The sequence below is a fragment of the Chitinophaga flava genome (assembly GCF_003308995.1).
GTDB classification, from domain to species: Bacteria; Bacteroidota; Bacteroidia; order Chitinophagales; family Chitinophagaceae; genus Chitinophaga; species Chitinophaga flava.
Genome location: NZ_QFFJ01000002.1, coordinates 3214197 through 3238959, shown reverse-complemented (window position 1 = coordinate 3238959; position 24763 = coordinate 3214197). Strand labels below are relative to the sequence as shown.

Here is a 24763-nt window from a genome sequence, read left to right as displayed (position 1 = left end):
TTTTTGTAGCAGATAATATTGTTGTCTCTTACCGTAATATTGTTACCCAGCCTTTATACTTTTTGATACCCTCTGGTTTTCTGACCTCCAGGATATAGTAGTAGGTGGCTTCGTTCAGGCCTGAACCATCCCAGTCGTTTTTGTAATCTTTAGACTGATATACCATACTGCCCCATCTGTTATAGATATAGATCGCTGAGCCAGGATATTTCTCCAGTCCACCGATGATGAACCTTTCGTTTTTACCATCACCATTCGGTGTGATCACGTTCGGGAATGAGAGGTCAGATCCTTCTATTTCTACTGTGGATACCGCTACGTTATTGGTACTATCGGCATCCGGCATGTTTGTGCTGTAGGCAGAAGCTTCGTTGCTCAGCTTTCCGCCTTCTATTACGCGGGATGTCAGTGTCATCTGTACGGTAGCACCCACTGCCAGGTCACCGATATTCCATTCTACCAGTTTGGTGGCTGCTGTTACCACTACTTCTCCCTTTTCTGCGGAAGTGTTGGTGGGCACATCCAGTTGTACTGGCAGACGGTCTTCTGCTCTTACGCTGGTCACTGGTATGTTGCCGGCATTCCGTACGGTGATGCGGTAAGTCAGGTTCTGACCCATGCGGTAAGGACCTGCTGCCGGTGCGATGATCTCTTTGGTGATAATCAGGTCACCGGCCATTTTATCTGTGTCGGTGATCGTTACGGTAGCATCCTTGGCAGCACCCACGGTGAAGGTATAGCTGGCAGATGTTCCGCCGTTGAGCATGAACACCACTGTTTCCGGAGATTCTATTTCAGTATCATCCAGCACATTCACGGGAACGGTTACACTGCTGGCCCCTGCCGGGATGGTGATCGTACCGCTGATGGCTGTGTAGTCAGCATCCGGTGTGGCACTGCCGCTGATCATGTATTGTATGGTGATCGCTTCTGCTGTACGCTTACCGCTGGCCAGGCTGATGGTAAACTCACCGTTGACATTCGGTTCAATAGCATCCGGTTTGCTGGCAATAACCACCAGACTCAGATCGGTGTTATCATCATCCACAATGTTGACAGTAGCGGTGTTGTTAGCGCCTACGGTATAGTTAATAGTAGCCGATTTACCATTGGTGATTGTGAGTACCACTGTTTCCACCGGTTCTATCAGATCGTCGTTTATTACATTAACGGGTACGGTTACACTACTTTGACCTGCCGGGATGACTACCATGCCGGTGAGGGCCGTATAGTCGCTGCCGCTGGTGGCAGTACCTGCCACTGTATAGGTAACTGTGATATCTGTTGCCGGTATTTTACCACTGGCGAGGCTGATGGTGAATTCCCCTGCGGTAGACGGCTCTGCTGCATTGGGTTTGCTCGCAGTAACCACCAGGTCAAGGTTGGTATTATCATCATCAGCGATGATTACGGTAGCAGTAATGCTGGTACCAGGTTTGAGAACAAGGCCACCTGCGGTACCACCGGTACTGGTGATGATCACAGTTTCATCGCCTTCAATCAGCTGGTCATCGGCAACGGTAACCGGTACGGCTACACTGTTCTGACCTGCCGGGATGACTACGGTGCCGGTAAGGGCTGTGTAGTCCGCACCGCCGGTAGCAGTACCTGCCACGGTGTAGGTGGCGGTGATATCCATCGCGGCGGTTACGCCGGTCGGGAGACTGATACTGAAGCCCCCGTTGGTAGACGGTTCTGCGCCATCTTTGTCCCTGGTAACGTTCAGCACCAGGTTGGCGTCGATGGTTTCATCATCGAGGATGTCCACAGTGGCACTGCCTGCAGCAGTGAAGGTGAAGTTGACCGAGCTGGCGCTGGTTTGTGTCAGGATCACCGTTTCAGTGCCTTCTATTATTTTATCATCCTGTACAGTAACCGGTATGCTTATACTGTTCTGACCTGCCGGGATGATCACGGTACCTGTGAGGGCCGTGTAATCTGCACCCGCAGTAGCGGTACCTGTTACGGTATAGTTCAGCGTGATATCTTCTGATGAAGTAACACCTGCAGGCAGACTGATGATAAAGTTGCCGTTAGTGGACGGTTCCGCACCATCTGCGCCTTTGGCGGCTGTCAGCACCAGCTTGGCCGGAGTGATAGTTTCATCATCAGCGATATTCACAGTCGCACTACCATTGCCAGTGAAGGTGAAGTTGGCTGATGTACCGCCGCTGAGGGTAGCGATCACGGTTTCCGTTACTTCTATGATCTGATCATCTATCACATTAACGGTTATGGGTACACTATTCTGGCCGGCAGGAATGACTACGGTGCCGGTGAGGGCAGTATAGTCTGCACCGGCGGTGGCCGTACCTCCTACCGTGTAGCTCACGGTGATATCTTCGGAGGACGTGATACCTGCAGGCAGGCTTACGTTAAAGCTACCATTAGTGGACGGTTCTGCACCATCAGCACCTTTGGCGATGCTCAGTACCATGCTTGCCGGCGTGATACTTTCGTCATCGGCGATATTGACAGTAGCATTGCCGTTTCCTGTAAAAGTGAAGCTGGTGGAGGTTCCACCGCTCAACGTCATGATCACAGTTTCAGTAGTTTCAATGATCTGATCGTCTTTTACGATAACCGGCACCGGTACGCTGTTCTGGCCTGCAGGGATAGTGATTGTTCCTGTGATGGCAGTATAGTCAGCACCACTGGTGGCGGTGCCACCTACGGTATAGTTCACCGTAATGTCTTCAGCTGCGGTGATACCTGCTGGCAGACTGATGCTGAAGGAACCATTAGTGGACGGTTCTGCAGCATCTGCTGTTTTTACAATGCTCAGCACGCGGTTACTTACTATGTTCTCATCATCTATGATGTTCACAGTGGCCATGCTGCCACCGGTAAAGGTGAAGCTTGTTGAAGTGCCACTTGTTATTGTCATTCCAACTGTTTCTGTGTTTTCGAGGATCTTGTCATCGATCACCAATACAGGAACGGTTATGTTATTCTGACCCGCAGGGATGACCACTGTACCACTGAGGGCGGTGTAATCTACTCCGCTGGTGGCGGTACCGCTGATGGTATAGTTGACGGTAATCGTTTCAGAAGAAGCAATGCCTGCAGGCAGACTGATGGTAAACTCACCATTGGTGCCCGGTTCTGCGGCATCTTTGGTAGCTGTTACTGTCAGTACACGGTTAGCTGCGATGTCGTCATTATCAGCAATATTCACAGTGGCGCTGGTGTTACCAGTGAAGGTAAAGTTGGCCGAAGAGCCGCCAGTCAGTGTCATCACCACTGTTTCTGTATTTTCTATCAGTTGATCATCGATCACCAATACCGGTACGTTTACGCTGTCCTGACCGGCAGGGATTACCACAGTGCCGCCCAGTGTCATGTAATCGGTACTTGCAGTGGCGGTGCCGCCGATAGTGTAGCTGACGGTTACGTTCTCAGCTACGGTGATACCCTTAGGAAGACGAATCGTGAACACACCATTTGTAGATGGTTCTGCTGCATCCGTTGTTTTTGTCACCGTCAGTACGCGGTTGGCCGCGATGTCATCGTTATCAGCAATATTCACGGTAGCGTTGTTGTTACCGGTGAAGGTGAAGCTGGTGGATGTTCCGCCGTTCAGCGTCATGATCACGGTTTCTGTTGTTTCAATCACCTGATCATCCTGTACAATAACGGGGATGGTTACACTGGGTTGATTGGCCGGAATGGTGATTACTCCTGTGATAGCGGTGTAATCTGTACCTGCTGTGGCTGTACCGGTGATGGTATAGTTCACGGTGATGTCCTGGGCAGCAGTAACATTCAGCGGGAGGCCGACTTTGAAACCGCCATTGGTGCCTGGTTCTGCTGCATCACCATTGTTAGTCACTGTCAGTACGCGGTTGGCGCTGATGTCATCGTCATCTGCAATATCCAGGCTGGCAGTACCATTGGTGGTGCTGGCGGTGAACGCAAAGCTGGTGGAGTTGCCACCGGTGAGTGTCATGACAACGGTTTCGGTGCCTTCAATGATCTTATCATCGATGACTGTTACCGGTATATCAACGCTGCCGGGTTGTCCCGCAGGGATTACGACGGTGCCGGTCAGGTTAGCGTAGTCAGTACCATTTTGAGCACTGCCGCTGATGGTATAGTTCACCGTGATATTTTCCGATGCGGTGATACCGGCAGGCAGGCTGACAGTGAAGCTGCCATTGGTGCCTGGTTCTGCTGCATCTGCTTTTTTCGTTACCTGCAGCACACGGTTGGCATCAACATTATCATCATCAGCAATCGTTACGGTAGCATTACCGTTGATAGTGCTGGCAGTGAAGTTAAAGCTGGTGCTGACGCCATTTGTGAGGGTAAGTATCACTGTTTCGCTGTTTTCAATGATCTGATCATTGATCACATTCACGGGTACGAATACAGTGTCTTTTCCAGCCGGGATGACTACTGTACCGCTGAGAGCATCATAGTCGGCTCCGCTGGTGGCGGTACCACTGATGGTATAGTTGACGGTAATATCTTCGGCCGAGGTTACTCCCCCAGGCAGGCTGATAGCGAAGCTGCCGTTAGTACCCGGCTCTGCTGCATTGCCTTTATTAGTTACGCTCAGCACCCGGTTAACTGCCGTGTTATCGTCGTCTGCGATATTCACAGTGGTGCTTCCGCTGGTGCTGCTTGCCACGAGCGTAAAGCTGGTGGAAGTCGCCCCTGTCGCCGTCAATATTACTGTTTCTGTATTTTCTATGATCTTGTCGTCGATGACTGTTATCGGTACCACAACGCTGCCAGGTTGTCCTGCAGGGATTACCACGGTACCACTCAGGGCTGTGTAGTCACCACCCGCTGTGGCTGTGCCGCCTACGGTATAGTTCACCTTGATGTCTTCTGATGCGGTATATCCTGTAGGCAGACTAACGGTAAAGGAACCGTTAGTGGATGGTTCTGCTGCGTCAACGGGATCTTTCACAATGATGATCAGGTTGGCCGCTACATTGTCATCGTCTGCTATGTTCACGGTAGCATTACTGTTGGTAGCGCTGGCAGTGTAGCTGAAGTTGGTGCTGGTACCGCCGGTGAGGGTCATCACCACTGTTTCGGTGGTTTCAATCACCTTGTCATCGCTAACAGGCACCGTTAGCGTTACCTCGTTTTTACCTGCCGGGATGGTCACAGTGCCGCTCAGGGCTATGTAGTCAGCACCCGCTGTAGCAGTACCGCCGATGGTGTATTTCACAGTGATATCTTCTGATGCATAAATATTTGCAGGCAGACTGATGGTGAACTCACCATTGGTAGTTGGTTCTGCAGCATCGGCGGTTTTCCTGACAGAGAGTATGCGGTTGGCCGCGATGTCGTCATCGTCCGCAATATTCACGGTAACGCTGCCATTACCGGTTAAGGTGAAGTTGGTAGAGCTGCCGCCGTTGAGCGTCATGATCACGGTTTCTGTTGGCTCTATCAGCTGATCATCGATCACCAGCACTGGTACAGTAACACTGGGATCACCTGCCTTAATCACTGCGGTAGCGGCGATGGCGGTATAATCTGTGCCACTGGTGGCTGTACCGGTGATGTTATAGTTTACGGTGATGTCTTCTGATGCTGTATAACCTGTAGGCAGACTGATAATGAAGGACCCATTGACGTTTGGTTCTGCGGCATCGCTGCCTTTGGCCACAGTCAGCACGAGGTTGGCGGCTACATTATCATCATCAGCGATGTTTACAGTAGCATTGCCATTGCCAGTGAAGGTAAAGCTGTTGGATGTACCGCCTGCAAGTGTGGTGATGACAGTTTCTGTTGGCTCAATGATCTTATCGTCTGCTACCAGGACCGGAATAGGCACACTATCCTTACCAGCCGGGATGACTACTGTTCCGCTTAAAGTGGTGTAGTCAGCGCCTGCGGTAGCGGTGCCCGCCACGGTATATTTCACCGTGATATCTTCTGAAGCAGTGATACCAGTAGGCAGACCTACTTTAAAGGCGCCATGGGAAGATGGTTCTGCTGCATCTTTATCCCGCGCGATACCCAGTACAAGGTTGGCTGCATTAGCGCTCTCGTCATCAGCGATATTAACGGTAGCGTTGCCTTTGCTGCTGCTGGCCACAAGATTGAAGTTTGTGCTGCTGCCGCCTGTTAAGGTAACGATCACGGTTTCTGTCGGTTCGATGATCTTGTCATCTATAACTACTACCGGCAGGTCTATGCTATCCTTGCCTGCAGGCAACACGATGGAGTTGCCGATAGTTCCGTAGTCAACACCACTGGTAGCAGTACCAGCTACGATATAGTTGATAATGATATCCTGAGATGCTGTATAACCTGCAGGCAGGCTGATACTGAAGACACCATTGGTGGATGGTTCTGCACCATCTTTCTTTTTATCGATGTTCAGCACAAGTGCTGCCGGTATGTTGTCATTGTCTACGATATCCAGGGATGCACTGCCATTGGTAGTGCTGGCGGTAAAGTTGAAATTAGTACTCGCGCCGCTGTTCAGTGTCATGATCACGGTTTCGGTGGTTTCGATGATCTTATCATCGGTCACATTTACCGGTACAATCACATCAGGTTGGTTAGCCGGGATCACGACGGTGCCGTTGAGTGTCGCATAGTCAGTGCCATTCGTTGCGGTACCGGTGATCGTATATTGAACCGTCAGGGCTTCTGCTACGGTCACACCCGCAGGCAGACTGATAGTGAACGCTCCGTTAGTAGACGGTTCTGCTGCATCGGACTTCCTGATTACGCTCAGCACCAGGTTTTCCGGTTTGTTATCGTCATCGGCAATGTTTACAGTAGCGCTGTTGTTGGTGGTGCTGGCGGTGTATGTCGCAGCGCCAGTGCCACCGGTGATAGTCATGATCACCGTTTCAGTGTTCTCAATGATCTTGTCATCTATCACATTAACGGCTACGGACACACTGGAATCTCCGGCTGGTATCACCACCGTATTGGTAAGGGTGTTATAATCTTCGCCGGCGGTGGCGGTACCTGCTACGTTGTAAGTCACCGTGATAGGCGCTGCTGTGGAATAACCAGCAGGCAGGCTGATAAGGAACTTACCGTTGGTACCTGGTTCTGCGGCGTTGCCGTCGTTGGTAACACTCAGCACTCGGTTGGCGGCAATGTCATCATCATCCGTGATGTTCAGCGTAGCGTTGCCATTGGTGGTGCTGGCGGTGAAGGTAAAGTCCGGAGAGGTGCCACCAGTAACGGTGAGGATCACGGTTTCTGTACCTTCTATGATCTTATCATCTACCACAGTAACGGGTAGGTCTACACTATTCTGATTGGCAGGTATTACTACAGAACCGCTGAGGGTAGCGTAATCCTTTCCATTCTCAGCAGTACCTGCAATGGTATAGTTCACGGTTATTGGCAGAGCCGATGTGACATTAGCAGGCAGGCTGAAAGTGAATGCACCGTTGGTGCCAGGTTCTGCGGCATCTGTTTTCTTCGTGATGCTGATCACCTGATTAGCTGCTGTATTGTCATTATCTGTGATATCCACGGTAGCGGTGCCATTACCGGTTTCCGGCGTGAAGTTAAAGCTGGAGCTGGTTCCACTGGTAAGGGTCATCACCACTGTCTCTGTACCTTCTATAATCTTGTCGTCGTTCACAATTACCGGTACGGTAACGCCAGGCTGATTGGCAGGTATCTTCACCACAGGGAGGATTGTATAGTCAAAACCTACCCCCGGAGTAGCAGTGCCACCTATAGTATAAGTTACATCGATATCTTCTGACGCTGTATAACCTGCAGGCAGACTGATGGTAAACTCGCCAGGAGTGTTTGGTTCAGCGCCATCGGCCGTTTTCTTAACAGACAGTACGCGGTTGGCGGCTGTATTATCATCGTCGGCGATGTTCACAGTAGCATTGTTGCCGGCCGGATCTGCCGTATAGGCGAACGAGTTAGCATCAGTACCGCTGGTAAGAGTCAGTATAGCCGTTTCCGTGTTCTCAATGATCTTATCATCTTTAACGGACAGCGGTATGATGACGCTATTCTTATTAGCCGGCAAGATGACGGTGCTGATAGTGTAGTCGGTATTATTAAGAGCGGTACCACTCATGGCATACGTCAGTGTGATATCGGCTGCGGAAGTATAATTCGCTGGCAGACTGATGGTATAAGCACCGTTAGTAGACGGTTCTGCTGCATCTGTAGTCTTCTCCACTTTCAATACCTGGTTGGCAGCAACGGCGTCATCGTCTACTATGTTGACGGTAACATTATCCTTAGCCGGGTCCGGCGGGAAGATAAAGGCTTGTGTGCCGCCATCTGTAGCGCTACCTGACAGGAGTTTGAATTTCATCGTTTCAGTAGGCTCGATGATCTTGTCGTCCAGTACATTGAGATCTACTGTTACGCCGTCGACACCGGCCGGGATTACGATAGAGCCCAATGCCTGGTAGTCTACACCGGATGTGGCAGTACCGGATATGCTATACCCTATGGTAACAGGCCATGCGGAAGTAGCACCACCCGCCAGCTGCACCCTGAAAGTGCCTTTGGTGGCAGGTTCTGCGGCATTGGTACCGGCAATTACCTGTATAGGTGTACTGCTGGCAGCATTGGCATCTATGATGTTCACCACTGCGCCATTACCGGATGGGTCTATGGTGAACGGATAACTACCGGAGACAGCGTTAGTGAGCGTCAGTACTACTGTTTCAGGTCCTTCGATGATACCATCATTAATGGCATCTACATCTATTAACACATCGTTGGCTCCTGCCGGTATCACAATATTACCGGAATTCAGGCCCAGTAAATTGTAGTCAGTTACGTTGATAGCTGTTCCTCCCAGGGTAAAGCTAACTACCACATCCTGCGAGCTGGTAATACCCGGAGGCAGTGAAATTCTGTACTGGCCGTGAACACTACCTTCTACCGCATCGGATACTTTGGTGAGCAGCACGATATTGCTGTTACCTGCGAAATCATCGTCAGCGATGGTTACAGTAGCAGAACCTCCCCCGCTGGCTACGGTATAGGTGAACTGTCCGTCATTACCACCGGTGATGGTCAGGATCACCGTTTCATCCGGCTCTATCACTTTATTGTCTATGACATTCACGGGAACGGCTACACCGTTTTTACCTGCAGGGATGGTGATGGTGCCGGTAATAGGCTGATAGTCTGAGCCAGGCGTAGCGGTACCAGCTACGGTATAAGTTACCTGGATATCCCGCGCTGAGGTGACACCTGCAGGCAGGCTTATGAGGAAGCCGCCGTTGGTGGACGGTTCTGCAGCATCGGCTGTTTTGATAACTGTCAATACCTGATTGGCAGCGGTATTATCATCATCTGCCACATCCACGGTAGCGCTACCATTGGTGGTGCTGGCGGTATAAGCAAAGCTGGTGCTGGTGCCGCTGGTGATAGTAAGAATTACTGTCTCTGTTCCTTCGATGATATTGTCGTCGATAACAGTAACAGGAATGGCTACACTGGATTGACCGGCAGGAATGGTAACAGTACCTGTCAGTGCGTTGTAATCTTTGCCACCGGTGGCTGTTCCACCGATAGTATAGGTAACAGTAATGTCTTCTGACGGTTTGATACCGACAGGCAGACTTATTTTAAATCCGCCGTGAGTGCCCGGTTCTGCGGCGTTGCCGTCGTTGGTTACGCTCAGGATACGGTTGGCCGGAGAATTTTCATCATCAAGAATATTGACAGTAGCTGTACCATTGGTAGGGCTGGCCGTGTAAGTCAGACCTGCACCAGTACCACCGGTAATTGTCATGATCACAGTCTCGGTGTTTTCCACGAGCTGATCGTCGATCACATTAACGGGGACGGTTACACTGGGTTGCATTGCAGGCAGGGTCACTGTACCGGTCAGCGCAGTATAATCAGACCCACTAGTGGCTGTACCGGCTATGGTATAGGTGATCGTAATCGGCGCAGCAGCCTTGTAACCGGCAGGCAGGCTGATCGTAAAGGCTCCATTGGTAGTAGGTTCAGCAGCATCGCCGCCGTTAGCCACACTCAGTACCAGGTTGGCGGTTACGTTATCATCGTCTGCAATATCCGCAGAAGCGCTGCCATTGGTAGTGCTGGCGGTGAAGGCGAAGCTGGTGCTGGTGCCACCTGTAAGGGTGAGGATCACGGTTTCTGTACCTTCTATGATCTTGTCGTCCGTTACATTCACCGGAATCAGCACGCTGTTGTCGCCTGCTGGCAGTACTATGCTTCCGGTCAGGGTCGTATAGTCGGTACCGTTAATAGCGGTACCGCTAACGGTATAATTGACAGTCACCGCTTCTGATGAGCTGATCGTTCCAGGCAGACTAACCTTGAAGCTTCCGTTGGTGGAAGGCTCTGCGAGGTCTGACACTTTCACGATACTGAGTACACGATTCGCTGCTGTGTTATCATCATCCGCGATGTTAACGGTAGCGATGGCGCTGGTCGTGCTGGCTGTATAAGTGAAGTTAGCCGAAGTACCACCTGTAACAGTAGCGATGACTGTTTCTGTATTTTCAATGAGTTGATCATCGATCGGGTTGACAGATACGTCCACTGTACTGGCGCCTGCAGGGATGGTAGCTGTGCCGGTCAGGGCAACGTAATCCGTACCGCTGGTAGCGGTACCGGCAATGGTATAGTTGACCGTAATATTTTCAGAAGCCTTGATACCGGTTGGCAGACTGATGGTATAAGCCCCGCTGGTATTCGGTTCTGCAGCATCGGCCTTCTTACTGATGCTAAGCACACGGTTCGCTGGTATATCGTCATCATCGGCAATATTCACTGTTGCGCTGCCGGCAGTAGTGCTGGCAGTGAAGATGAAGTTGGTGCTGGTGCCACCAGTAACAGTCAGCACGACGGTTTCTGTCGGTTCGATGAGCGGGTCATCTATCACGGTAACGGGAACGAACACAGTGTCTTGTCCGGCCGGCAGTACAACAGTGCCGCTCAGCATTGCGTAGTCTGTACCGTTAATGGCGGTACCACCGATGGTGTATTGGATGGTCACCGGCTCTGATGAGGTAACACCTGCCGGCAGACTGATACTGAAGCGACCATTGGTCGACGGTTCTGCTGCGTTGCTGATGTTGGTCACTGTAAACACACGATTAGCAGCGGTGTTGTCATTATCAGTGATATTGACAATTGCCGAAGCGTTGACAGTACTGGCGGTGAAGGTAAAGCTAATGCTGGAACCGCCGGTAACATCGAGTGATACGGTTTCTGTTGTTTCGATGATCTTATCGTCAATCACAGCTACCGGTATATCAATGTTGTTCTGGCCCGCAGGTATTACCACCGTGCCGGCGAGTGCGGTATAGTCAGCACCCGCGGTAGCTGTACCGGCTACTGTATAATTTACAGTGATGTCTTCGGAAGCAGTTACACCTGTTGGCAAACCGATAGTAAAGGCGCCGTTGGTAGCCGGTTCTGCTGCATTGGCCTTGTTTTTAACACTGATAACGCGGTTGGTCGTAGTGTTATCATCATCGGCAATATCCGCAGACGCATTACCATTGGTCGTACTGGCTGTATAGCTGAAATTAGCAGAGCTGCCGCCAGTGAGCGTTACCACTACGGTTTCTGTACCTTCTATCTCCAGGTCGTTGATCACAGCGACAGGCAGTGAAATGCCATCTTGTCCCGCAGGGATGGTTACAGTACCGCTTAAGGCAGTATAGTCCTTGCCGCTGGTAGCAGTTCCTCCCACGGTATAATTCACGGTGATATTCTCAGAAGGGAACACACCTGCCGGCAGACTGATCTTAAACAGCGCATTAGTAGCAGGTTCCGCACCATCATTGATTTTAGTGACGCTCAATACACGATTAGCCGCGGTATTGTCATCATCCAGAATATTCACAGTAGCATTACCATTGGTAGCGCTGGCAGTAAACGCAAAGCTGGTGCTGGTTCCGCCGGTGAGCGTCAAAATAACTGTTTCGGTGGTTTCCATCAGCTGATCATCGATCACTGTTACGGGAACGTATACACTGTTCTGGCCAGCTGGGATAACCGCGGTGCCGGTCAGCGTCGTATAATCGGTACCGTTAGTAGCAGTGCCACTGATGGTATAAGTCACGGTAATAGGCTCAGCAGCGGTAATATCATCCGCAGCGGTGGCGCCTTTAGGCAGAATGATTTTGAACTTGCTATTGGTAGCTGGTTCAGAAGCGTCTCCCCCATCGTTGCTCACGCTGAGCACACGGTTGGCAGCTGTATTATCGTCGTCAGCGATGTTGGCAGTAGCGCTGCCATTGGTGCTGCTGGCGGTGAAAGTAAAGCTGGTGCTGGTACCACCAGTCACCGTTGCGATAACGGTTTCAGTGTTCTCGATGATTTTGTCATCGACAACGGTGATTGGCAGCGTAATGCTGTTCTGTCTTGCAGGCAGCACTATCGATGTTCCCAGGGCGGTGTAGTCTGCGCCGCTGGTAGCGGTACCGGAGGATGTATAGGCTATGGTTATATCTTCAGAAGAAGTAACATTAGCAGGGAGGCTAAACGTAAACTCCCCGTTGGTGCCTGGTTCCGCTGCATCAATTGTCTTTTTGATACTTATTACGCGGTTGGCAACAGTGTTGTCATCGTCCGCAATGGTCACAGTTGCGTTGCCATTGGTAGCGCTGACGGTGTAAGTAAAGTTGGTACTGGTGCCCCCGGTGAGTGTTACTATCACCGATTCCGTGTTTTCAATGATCTGATCATCGATCACATTAACAGGCAGGGACACAGTCCGCTGGCCAGCCGGCATTGTAACAGTACCAGTAAGGGCGGTATAATCAGACCCACTTGTGGCTGTACCACCAATGGTATAGTTGATGGTGATGTCTTCCGTAGGCTTGACATTAGAAGGCAGACTGATGGTAAAGCTACCATTGGTGGCCGGTTCAGCTGCGTCGGCAGTTTTGGCCACGCTCAGTACGAGATTAGCCGGTGTGTTTTCATCATCGATAATGTTCACAGTGGCGGTAGTAGCGCCGCTGCGCGGAGTCAGCGTAAAGTTGGCAGAGCTGGCACCTGTTATCGTTACCACGACTGTTTCAGGACTTTCCAGGAGCTGGTCATCCATTACTACAACCGGTAATACCACACCTTCCTGGCCTGCAGGAATCACCACAGACCCGCTCAGTACATTGTAATCCGCACCCGGTGTGGCTGTACCGGCAACTGCATAGTTCACCGTAATATCTTCCGATGCCGTCACACCTGCTGGCAGGCTGATGTTAAATGCACCATTGGTAGTCGGTTCTTTTGCATCTTTGGCCCAGGTTACGCCTACTGTGGTTTTAGCAGGGTCATTGCTGTCGTTGTCAGCAATGTTCAGCGTAGCTGCCGGCTGTGTGCTGCTGATATTATAAGCGCTACCGCTGGTGCCGGTGGCGGCGTTCAGGGTAACGGTTACATTTTCTGTTATTTCGATGATATTATCATCGGTCACTATAACGGGCAGGGCTATACTGTTGCTGCCTGCCGGGAAGGTCAGGGTGCCGCTGAGCGCCGTATAGTCGGTGCCGTTAGTGGCGGTACCTGTCACGGTATAGTTTACCGTGATATCTTCCGTAGCAGTCACAGTGCCAGGCAGACTAATATTGAAGGAACCGTTCTGTGCTCCTTCTTTGCCGTCCTGGCCTTTAGTGATGGCCAACGTCTGATTGGCAGCGGTCACGCCACCGAAGGTGGAGAAATTCTGTATGCCGCTGAATTCAACGTAATCTACGCCGTCCTGCTGACCAGCAGCTGAAGGAATAAGCTCGTTAATATTAGCCAGCCCTTCAGGAGCCAGATCGGCCAGTGTAGCGGTGATATCACCGGTATGTTTGAACCATGTCCAGTGTTGTACACCTGTTACGCCGCGGGTACCGGAGAGCATGTTCTCTGCATTGGTTCTTTCAGCAGGATTCCAGAAGAGACGGAGTGTAACGCCGCCGTTCTGGGTCATGTCTGCACCGGTGTAGCTGATTTGTACCAATCTGCGCATTAATTGTGTACCGTAGTCGGTGCCAATGTTCTTGCCCAGTGCTGTATTCATATTCCTGTTCACATCTACCACAGCAGATAGTTTGCTTACGTCCATGGTGTTGCCGTTCAGGGCAATGGAGGCAATGTATTTGTTCGCGTCGGATGGATCAATGAAATACAGGGTGCCTTTGTCGATACAGGTAGCTGCTACTGTACTCACCGTAGCATCGGGTACCAGGTTAGCAGTACGCTGGAGGTGACTGGTGATAAGGGTAAACACCACCCCGTCTTTCAGGGTGCTGATGTTGTCGAAGCTCACAATGCCGCCGTTGAAGCTGGTAGCGGGGATTTCAGTTACCGTTCCGGTAGCGAAATTACCATCACCATCTTCATCAATCATGATGGTAAAATCCGCTGCTGCATTGCCTTTTACAGTGATGCCGTTCAGGTTGAACTGCATACTGAGTGGCTGTGTGCTGATATCGTAGTTAGTGAATTGTGTTTTCCATGCCTGCGTGAGACGTTCGGGAATACAGCTGCCCACTGGCAGGTTTGTTCCGCTAACGGTCAGGGCGTTGCTGTTGCTGCCCAGCAGGAGATAACTTTTATCTGCACCGAAGGTATTGGTATTATCTGCATTGGTAGCGGCGATGGCGCGCATGCCGACAGTCAGGATCGAGCCGGTATGTACGCTGCGGGATTGTTTCTGCACCAGGGCTTCCCGGTCATCCCGACCAATACCGAAGATGTTGTTTTTATAGATGTTATTGGCGGTAGCATTCCAGATCACAGAGCCATCTGTAGCCAGATAATTTTGTGCAGTGCTTTGGTCGAGGGTGATGCCATATTTGATACCGAGGTATGATTCTATCTGCTGTGATTGTGTAGGTGTGATGGCAGATTTATATACGATCACTTCCGGGATCTTACCATTGAAGATCCGGTTGTCGAAGGTAACATCGCCCGTAGTGCGGCCGGCCACTTCAAAGAAAGAACCGTCCGTTTGCGGTGTACAGTTGGTACCGAGGACACTTTGTTTGCCATTCAGCCAGGTGCTTCCGCCCAGTGAGTTGGCAGCATTTACATAAACGCCTCTGGCAATGATCGGGCCTGCGTAAGGAGGTGTGGATTGTGCCACCACACATCCGCTGCCATCAAGTCCAAAATTGCCGGTACCTGTATACAGCAGCCCCCTGCCTGATGCACTTGCCAGCCAGCTTCCGTTGGTACTAAAAATAGCACCAGGGCTATTTGCCGGAGCCCCTCCAGGCGTGTTGACAGAGAAGATGGACAGGTTGGCCGACGTATTCCAGTTGATACCGGCATCTCCTTTCAGGGATTTGCCCAGGGCTCCAGTGAAATTAAGGGTCGGGTTGAAGTTGATGCCATTGGCGACACGAATAATGTCTGCCGAAGCAGCGATGGGATCTGTATGAGAAGCAAGTGTCGCACGCAGTTCAGTAGGCATAGCGTTGCTTTGGTTCAGCCATTGCTCTACCTGATTGGCGCCATTCACCTGCAGGTCAGCATCTGCCTTCACCCACAGCATGTCACCAGACACACCGCCCGGTGAAGTCACGAAACTAGCGAAAGTGAAATATTGGCCGCTAGTCATATCCAGTGTGGCGGAATAACTAGGTACGCCGTTCACATCGCCGTCGGCCAACTGTATAAACTGGTCTGTACCGTCAAAAGTAGCATCGTTGCTGATGATCAGGTAAGGTCTGTTAGCACTGCGTGGTAACTGGTCTTTACGGATAGAGATGGCCACCGGACCTACAGTACCGGATTCCTGCACTTTCCATGTTCTTGCCATACGGGGGGTTACAGCAGGGTTGCCAGTAACAGCCGTGGTGAAGGAAGTGCTGGCACCATCATCACCCCAGACCATATATGATTTATCTGCAGAGAAGGTATTAGTATTGCTAAGGTTGTCTGTCGCGATGCTACCAAGACCCACTATGGGCTGGAAGCCGGTGTTGATGCTCTGGCTTTGTTTCTGCGCAAGGCCTTCCACGTCATCGCGGCCGATACCGGTAATATTATTTTTATAAGTGGCGTTAACGGTGGCATCCCATACTTTGGTAGTGCCATCCGTAGCCAGGTAATCGGTAGCAGTGGTTTGATCTATCGTATAGCCGTACTTGATAGCCAGGTAAGTGGTCACACGTTGCAGCTCGGTGGCTGTTAACGCTGTCGGATACACGATTACATCACCAACGGTTCCATTCCATGACTGGGCATTATCCCAGGGTGCATTACCGATCCTCGCTCCGCCACTGGCGGTATTCCAGGCTTTGGCCAATGGCCCGCCTAATACCTTCATCTTGCTGTACAGTGTAGCATTGCCGCCATTGCCGGCCCATACACCAGTCATTTCATTGAACACGCCTGGTTGCCAGTTGCCAGCAGGGCTGGTAACATCATTGGACCAACCCACAAAATCGGCAGTTCCGTTGCCTGCTACAACAGCCAAACCAACACCAGTGCTGGCAGTTGCGCCACCGTATCCCAGTATAAACTTATTGCCGCCGCTGGTGGTTGCCAGGCTACCGGTTCCGAAGAATGTTCTGGCGCTGGTGCCCATCGGCAGTTTGGTGATATCCATGTCCAGATAATCTGCACCGTCAAATTTCACTACCGGGTTAAAGTTGGTGTTGCTGGTTAGATTATTCAGGTACAGCGGTTGAGCAGCCGCAGTTGCTTGTGTTGCGTTGTTCAACTCTGAAGCATAGTCTGTCCAGCCGCTGATAGCGGTGTTATCTGAAGTACTGGAAGTACCTGCGTCTGCACGCAGCCACAGGGAAGTTCCCACTACCCCACCAGGCGTTTTGATAGATGCGCCATAGGTGAAATATTGACCATTGGTCAGATCCACATTAGCAGCATAGTGCTTCACGCCGTTGAGCGTTGTTGCTCTCAATGGAATAAACTGGTCCGTTCCGTCGAAAGTAGCATCATTACTGATGATGAGATAGGTTTGTGCAGCATTGGGTAACGCGTCATATGGTACGGCCACCTGTACGCTGCCAACGGTACCGGATTCCTGTACACGCCATATTCTACCCATGCGGTAGTTGGCCACCGGATGCCCTGTCAGCGGGGTTTTAAAGAGACCGCTGCCGGCATTGTCACCCCATATCATGTAGGATTTATCAGCAGTGAACGCATTGGCGTTGCTGTTGTTTGTTTCTGAGAGGCTATTCAGACCGATCGCCAGCTGCATACCGCTCATGGTATTGCGGGATTGTTTCTGGTTCAGGTCTTCTGCGTCATCACGACCGATACCGGTAATATAATTACCGTAGCCAGTGTTAGTGGCAGCATTCCATATCGCGCTGCCGTTAGTGGCCAGGTAGTCGGTAGCGCCGTTGTTCAGCGTGATACCATATTTGATGGCCATGTAGCTGTTCACCTTCTGTTGTTCAACAGGTGTAAGCGCATTGGCATATACGATCAGGTCGCCCATGCGGCCGTTATAAGAGGCGCCATTATTCGCGCCCAGTTGGAAGGCGCTGTTGCCCCCGGTAAAGGTGCTGGTATTATTACCATTGAGCACATTCAACCCGTTCTTATAGATGGACTGTTTGTTGGCAGCCAGGCTGATGTTGCTGGTCGCTGTCCAGAGAATAGTCTGGTTGTTGATATTGCCCGCATTGTAGTTGATACGGTTATTGTAATAAGGAGCATCCCAATAAACGTTATTATCTCCCCAGGTGGCATGTAACGTAAACTGGTTAACGCCAAGGGTAGGCGCAGGTTCGGTAAAAATAACGGTGCTCACGTTAACTGTCTGGTTGCCTGCATAAAACGCAGCTGCTCCGGTATAGGTGCCGGTTTTCAGGAAAGAAGCGCCATTCATTGTATGAGGAGCGCCATTAAACCTCACTACAGGGTTGAAGTTCAGGTTGTCGGCGGCATTGTCCATGTAGATCGGCTGATTGGCTGCTGTGGCCTGCGTCACGTTGTTACCGTTAGAGCTATAGTCATTCCAGCTGCTGATCGGCGTATTATCTGCTGTAGCGGAAGTAGCGATGTCCGCACGCAACCATAACATACTGCTGCTGGCCACACCGCCGGGGTATTTCACCGATGCGCCGAAAGTGAAGTATATGCCGTTAGGCAGCTGGCTGCTGCTGAGAGTAATGGTTTTATCTGCATTCAGCGGCAGCTCCTGCGTGATGGTCGCAAAAGTAGGATCAGTGCTGATCAGCATGTATACCTTGGTGCCGGTTGCATTGGCTTTCAGGGTGATGTTCTGATCTGTCCAGTTCGTTTTACCCACTTTCCATACACGGGGCAGGCGGCGGGTAGCGTTAGTACCGCTTACAATAGTGGTGTAAGAGGTGGCCGACTGGCCGTTATCGCCAAATACAAAGAAAGACTTATCGCTGGTAATCGTATTCGTATTCTGTTCGTTGGTCAACGGAATATTGCTGCCCAGTGAGAGGGTCACAAAGCCGGTATCCACGCTGAGGGACTGTCTGGTGTTCAGCGCAGTAGCATCATCTCTGCCGATACCAGTGATACGGGATTTATAGATGGCATCAGCAGTCCAGTATTTGGAACCGTCGGTGGCCAGATAATCGGTAGCGCCTTCGTTCATGGTGATACCATACTTCAGGCTCAGGTAAGATTCCACTGACTGACGTTCTGCGTCTGACAGTATACGGTTGTAAGCCACTACTTCTCCCATACCGCCCTGCCAGTAATAGGCTCTGGCGGCCATGGTGCGGGAACCGATAGAAACCAGGTTCTGTGTGAGCGGTGTTAAGTTGAGCGTCCCCTGGTTGTCGAGCTTATAGTTCCCAAACATGCGTATGCCATTGGGCGTGTTGCTCGCCTGGGTAACGCTGAAAATATATGGTTTGTTAGCCTGGAAGGTGGCAAGGCCTCCTATCGCCGAAACAGATGCGGCGTTTTCCAGGTATTGCTGTTGCCCTGAGTTGACAACCCTGAATTCCATGCCATGCGCATCTCCCAGCCCGCCGCTGCCTATCAGTTCTCTCACCGCTGCAAAGCCGGAGCCGCTGGCCACTGCAAAAATGGTGGCGGTTGATGGGTTGATACGGGTAGTGTTGATATCGAGGAAGTCGTCTGTACCATCGAACACAAGGCCATAGTTGAAGTTGAAGGCCTTCGCATCCGTTATAGGCTGACTGCCAATTACACCCTGTAATGCGTCATTACCGAGGTTGCTGTAATCGCTCCAGTTATTGCCGCCGGATATACCATCATCTGCACGCAGCCAGAAAGAAACACCATTGTTGACGCCATTCGGACCGGTGATATTCTTTGCGAAAGTAAAGTGTGCTCCATCAGGTAACAGGCTGCTGTTAATGGTAACAGTACCATCGTCATTCAGCGCATAAGCAGCATCTCCTGCACCGAAAATGTTATCGGGGCTAACAAGCAGGTAAGTGCGTGCGTTACCGCCGGATAATCTAAAGGTGATATCCTGGTTGGCCCAGTTATTTTTCTGTGCTTTGAAGATGCGGGTCATACGGCTGTTCACCTTATTGATACCGGCAACCGGTGTCATGTAAGTCGTAGCAGCACCATCATCTCCAAAAGTGAAGAAAGAAAGATCGTTGGTGATATTGGTGGTATTGGCTTTGTTGGAAGTAGCCACTGCTGCACCCGCAGCGATGGTTACGATACCAGTGTCTGCTGCTACGGACTGTTTCTGTAGCAACATGCCTCTGTCGTCACGGCCTATGCCGGTGATATGTTTGGCGTAAGCGCCGCCGGTAGCCGCTTTCCACATGGTGGTAGTGCCATCGCTGGCGAGATAATCCATCGGTGTGTCTATGCCAAGCGTAAGGCCATAACGCAGCGCCATATAGGATTGTACCTGCTGGCGTTCTACGGTGCTGAGCTTACGGGAATATAATATTACTTCGGGTATATCGCCATTGAATACGGCGTTGTGACCGGCGCCGATATAATCCTTGTTGCCGGCTGGAGAGAGGAAATTCACTGCGTTTGAATTGACTGTCAGTAATACTTTACCGTCAATACCTGCCGCCCAGTCGTTCGCAACGCTCCGGATGTTCAGCATATGCGCATTGCGTATGCTTACACCGGCAGGATAAGCGAAGTTCATACGACCGGTGTTAGTACCGAAATAAGTAAATTGATTGTTGTTGGTGTAGTTAAAAAACGCTGCACCGCCGGCATAGGTACCCCCAAATTCAAAGGGATACATCGCATTACCTGTGTTGTCAACGTTGGATGTTTGTACGCTGAATACTTCACCGGCGGTAAAGGTATTCGCGATCTCCGGCTGTAGTATGAAAAAGTTGCCGGTGGCGCCAGTGCCATTGAAGGCAATACCCGGGTTAAAGTTAAAGGATGCTTCCTTCCAGGGGATACCTGCTGCATTAAGCGGTAGCCATGTGCGGCGGGAAGCGCTCAGCTCTTTCCATTGGGTAGCATTGCTGCCACTTATAACTACTGCGCTGTCGGCCCTTGCCCATACTTCCAGTCCTGCAGCCACACCTGCCGGAGCTGCCTGCGCATTGGCGAAAGTAAAGAAGGCGCCGTCGGGCAGCTGATCACTATCGAGTGTGATGCTTCCATTGGCATCCAGCAAATATGTTTTATCACCTGCACCGAAAGTTTCATCGTTGCTAACCAACAGGTAGGTGGTATTGTTTCCGCCGTTGAGTGATAACGTGATGGGACTTTTAGCCCAGTTGCTGCGGTCTGTTTTATAGATCCGCGCCATACGTACAGTAAGATTGCTCAAACCGGTAACAGCCTGGTTATAGGTAGCCAGTTGACCGTTATCACTGAAGGTGAAGAAAGAAAGGTCATTGGTAATATCAGCAGTATTCTCTGCATTGGATGCTACCAGACCATTACCTGCACCAATAGTTACATTGGCGCCATCCAGCTGGGACTGGCTTTGTTTCTGGAGCAGCGTACCATTATCATCCCTGCCAATGCCGGTGATGCGTTCTCCGTAGCCGGTGTTTTTAGTGGCAGTCCACATTTTGGTACTACCATCGCTGGCGAGGTAATCGGTGGAAGCTCCTGCGGCTGTCTTCAATGTGAGGGCGTATTTCAGGGCCAGGTAGCTGTTCACCTGCGCGCGCTCAGTGGCGTTTAACTGCCTGTTGTAGAGAATCACTTCAGAGATGCGGCCGTTGAAGATGGAGCCATGTCCGGCACCGATAGCGGAGTTCAGCCCTGTTCCTCTGCTGAAAGAAACCGGGAAGGTAGTGCTGCTGCCGAGCGTTTTACCGTCGAAGTTCATGGCCCAGTCGCCGGGAGCACTCCAGTTATTTAATATATGTGCCTTTTGTATGTTAATACTTCCTAACGCATAACCCGGCCTCGCGTTGATACCAAAGTGCGTATATACAGCCCCGTTATATGGGTAGTGTTGCAGTAAATTTGTGGTAGCGTCGCCCCCAAATTCATATGGGAAACTAGCCGCGGTGGAAGTAGCTGGCAAGTTGGAATATTGCACAGAGAATACATCACCGGCGGTATAGCTCTCGGTAAACTTCGGTACGGTAAAATAGTTATCTCCCTGGAAATTGATAGCCGGGTTATAGTTAATAGCGTTCTTCGTCCAGCTAAGTGGTATGGTGTTGGCAACCGGCCATTCCCGCTGTACGGCCTGGTCCTGCCATTTGAGGATGTTGCCGTCTACTACGGATGTACCAGCGTCTGCTTTCACCCATGTCTGCAGACTGGTGGCTACGCCGCCCGGGAATCGTTGTTGCTGGCCGAAAGTAAAGTAAGCGCCATTGGCCAGGTCTGCACTGGAAACGGTGACTGTTCCGGTGCTGCTCAGTTTCAGCTCTTTGGTAACAGTGCCGAAGCCAGCGTCTGTACTGATGAGCAGATAGTTACTTCCCGTGCCGCCGGCCAGTTGCAGTGTTATCTGCTGGCCATTATCCCAGGAAGCAGTTTTCTGTATCTTCCAAACACGGCCCATGCGGCGGGTAGCGTTAGCGCTGGCAACTGCTGTAAAGTAGCCAGTGGTACCACTATTGTCACCGAAGACCAGGAATGATTTATCCTGTGTGATAGTGTTTGTATTGGTAGCATTGGAAACAGCGATGGCATTTCCCAGTGCGATGGTCACCAGACCACTATCCTGACTCAGGGATTGTTTCTGATTCAGTATACTGCAATCCTCGCGGCCGATGCCGGTAATGCGTGCGCCATAACCTGCGTTAGTGGCAGCCGTCCATATTTGTACAGTGCCGTCGCTGTTGATATAATCTGTTGCACCGGCATTGAGTGTGACGCCGTATTTGAGCGCCATATAGGATTCAATGCGTTGCATTTCTGCTGGTGTAAGATCACGGTTGTAGATGAAGACTTCCGGGATCAGTACTTTTGAAAATTCTGAAAACGTTGCGCCGCCCACATCCAGTGTCCATACGGTGCCATCTGAAGTGGGGCCGTTTTTCCGCAGGACACCATTACTTTTAAATTCATAGGCGCCGCTGGCCGCTCTTTCAAAAGAATAGAGTTTGCCCTTTGCTGTTACCGCATTACCGGCATCTATCCAGGCTTCTTCAAACATCCGGTTTTCCAGTCCGCCATGCCATCCCATTAATTTGTTGCCGGTGGTACTGGTGAATATACGACCGGTCTGTGAGCCTTCCAGCAAGCCCATACCCATCATGGAGTATGCCCCGGAGACGCCTGCCGAAGCAGGCACCTGGTGGGCGTCATTACCATCATAGTAAATAGCAGGGTTGAAGTTGACCATACCGGTGGTATTGTCCGGGTCACCGACTACGGTCATGTGGTTGGCTTTACCGGAAATATCACCCCAGTTCACACCATTCACTGCCTGATCTGCCCGGTACCATGCCACCACGCCGTTGTTCACACAGGCAGGTCCTTTGAGGGCCATCGGGATGTTGTTACCAAACTCAGAGGTACCGCAGGTGTTGGCGGGTATACGAAGTGTAGCTGTCCAGAAACCGAGGCCGGTAGCGCCGGGCCCTGTATTGTAGGTGATCGTCTGCGTAGAAGTACCGGCAGACAATCCTGTTAAAGACGTAACATAATATTGCCCGCTCGTTTTATTCGTAGCGGGATCATTAGCATAAATGTCTACTGTATATTGTGCACCGGCGGCTATATTCGGTATCGTGAGCTGTAGCTGGTACTGCCCACCTCCCAGCGCGACCGAAGACACCAGTACCGGTGTCTTGCCGCCGGCAGCAGTGTAGGTACAGTTACCATTTAGCAATGAGATACCCGGACTGGTATTATTATATATGGAGTTATTGGTGATGATGACTTTGTTGGGAGAATCATTATATATACCCGCGCCACCATTATTATATATCACACAACCGTCCACCTGTGAGTCCGTGACGCCCGCGCCGCCATAAAACCAGACGGCATGGTTGGTATTGTTCGCCAGCGTATCCCCTTTCAGGTCCACATCTGTTACCGCATTGGCGCCGTTTACCACTATGCCCGACCGTTCATGATTATAAAAAGCCGAATTGATGATATCCACGTTACTTCTGGCGGCATTACTGTAGAATTCAATGCCGTCAAAGTTTCTGGTGAAGGTAGAATTGCTCAGCTGGAAATTGGTAGCCGCTGCTGGTACAGAAATACCATCTACATCAAATTCATTAAAAGTAACATTGTCAATTGTTACCCCGGTAGCAGTTGTCATAAATGCGATACCTACATCGGCATCATCCGTGTTGGCGGGCTTATCGCCGTTCAACACGGAATTAGTACAGGTAAAACCATTAATTGTACTTTCAAACCTGATAGCAGCATTTCCCCCGTAAAGTCCGGGTATCCGGTTCTCCACCACTGCTTTATTAATAGTTATATTGCTGGCTGCACCGTTGAACCAGATAGCATGAATATCGTTTTCATTTATATTAATGGTGTCCAGGGTAATGTTGTTGGTAGTATTGTCAAAGCGGACAGCATAGTCGCCATCATCATCCTGCCCTATCACATTCATATCCACAACAGTTCTGGCAAACTTAAAATTGGTAGCAGGATAATCGCAATAAATCCCCAGTGATACACCGCTCCATAAACTATCTATAGTCACATTTCTGAACAGCACATTATTCGCTGTTTCTACAGGACCGGTGGTATTATCAAACATCACCGCATTCTGGAAACCACTGATATTACTGTTGGTCAGTGTAAATCCGTTTACTCCTGCATCTCTGAACACAAGGCCTTCACCACCACGCACATTGCCGTCCGTGCTGAGCTGGATATTGTCCATCACGAGGTTGGTCTGCGTACCGTTTGTAAAATAAAAAGCCCGCCCGATGTGCGGTGCGGCGTTTGCAGCAGTGCTGATAGGTTCCACATCGGTGGAAGAAATATTTCTTACCGTCAGTCCCGTAGAAGCTCCCTGTACTCTCATAAATGAATTCATGTTGTTACCTACTGTGCTGAAAGAGCGTATATTCTCTATCGTTACACCTGTTGTATTCGGAAGAATGTCTACATCGATGTCCCCGTTATTCTGCACGGTAAAATTCCGGATGGTCACGCTGTCCGCGTTAATCACAAATGGATTGATGATGGAATTGGTGCCGGTGGAATATAGCGTGATCTTGTTCTGCCCGTCCATGGTCAGCTTCTTTGCCGTAATGGTAGGCAAGGAAGTGGCCAGCGTAATCTGCCCGTGCACACTAAACACGATCTGGTGCGGACCTACGCCTGCCAGGTTCGCATCCAGGATAGCCTGTCTTAATGATCCGGGCCCCGCGTCGTTAGTATTAGTGACGGGAAAGATGCCGGCGGTGGCGGCAACAGTCATCAGTATGCCTGACAATGTCAGCAACAGCCATTTACAGCTTTTGCTGAAAGACCTTGAATCGGAGTTCAT

1 protein-coding gene is annotated in these 24763 nt (G+C 50.8%); it reads right to left on the bottom strand.

The genetic code is table 11. The features are described 5' to 3' along the window. Window positions 1–28: 28 nt before the first annotated feature. On the bottom strand, window positions 29–24763 hold the full coding sequence (locus DF182_RS28415) for a Calx-beta domain-containing protein (protein WP_161964301.1): 24735 nt from the start codon (window positions 24761–24763) through the stop codon (window positions 29–31).

Coding starts and splice junctions, on each gene's coding strand:
- DF182_RS28415 (WP_161964301.1), bottom strand. CDS start 24,763: ATGAACTCCGATTCAAGGTCTTTCAGCAAAAGCTGTAAATGGCTGTTG.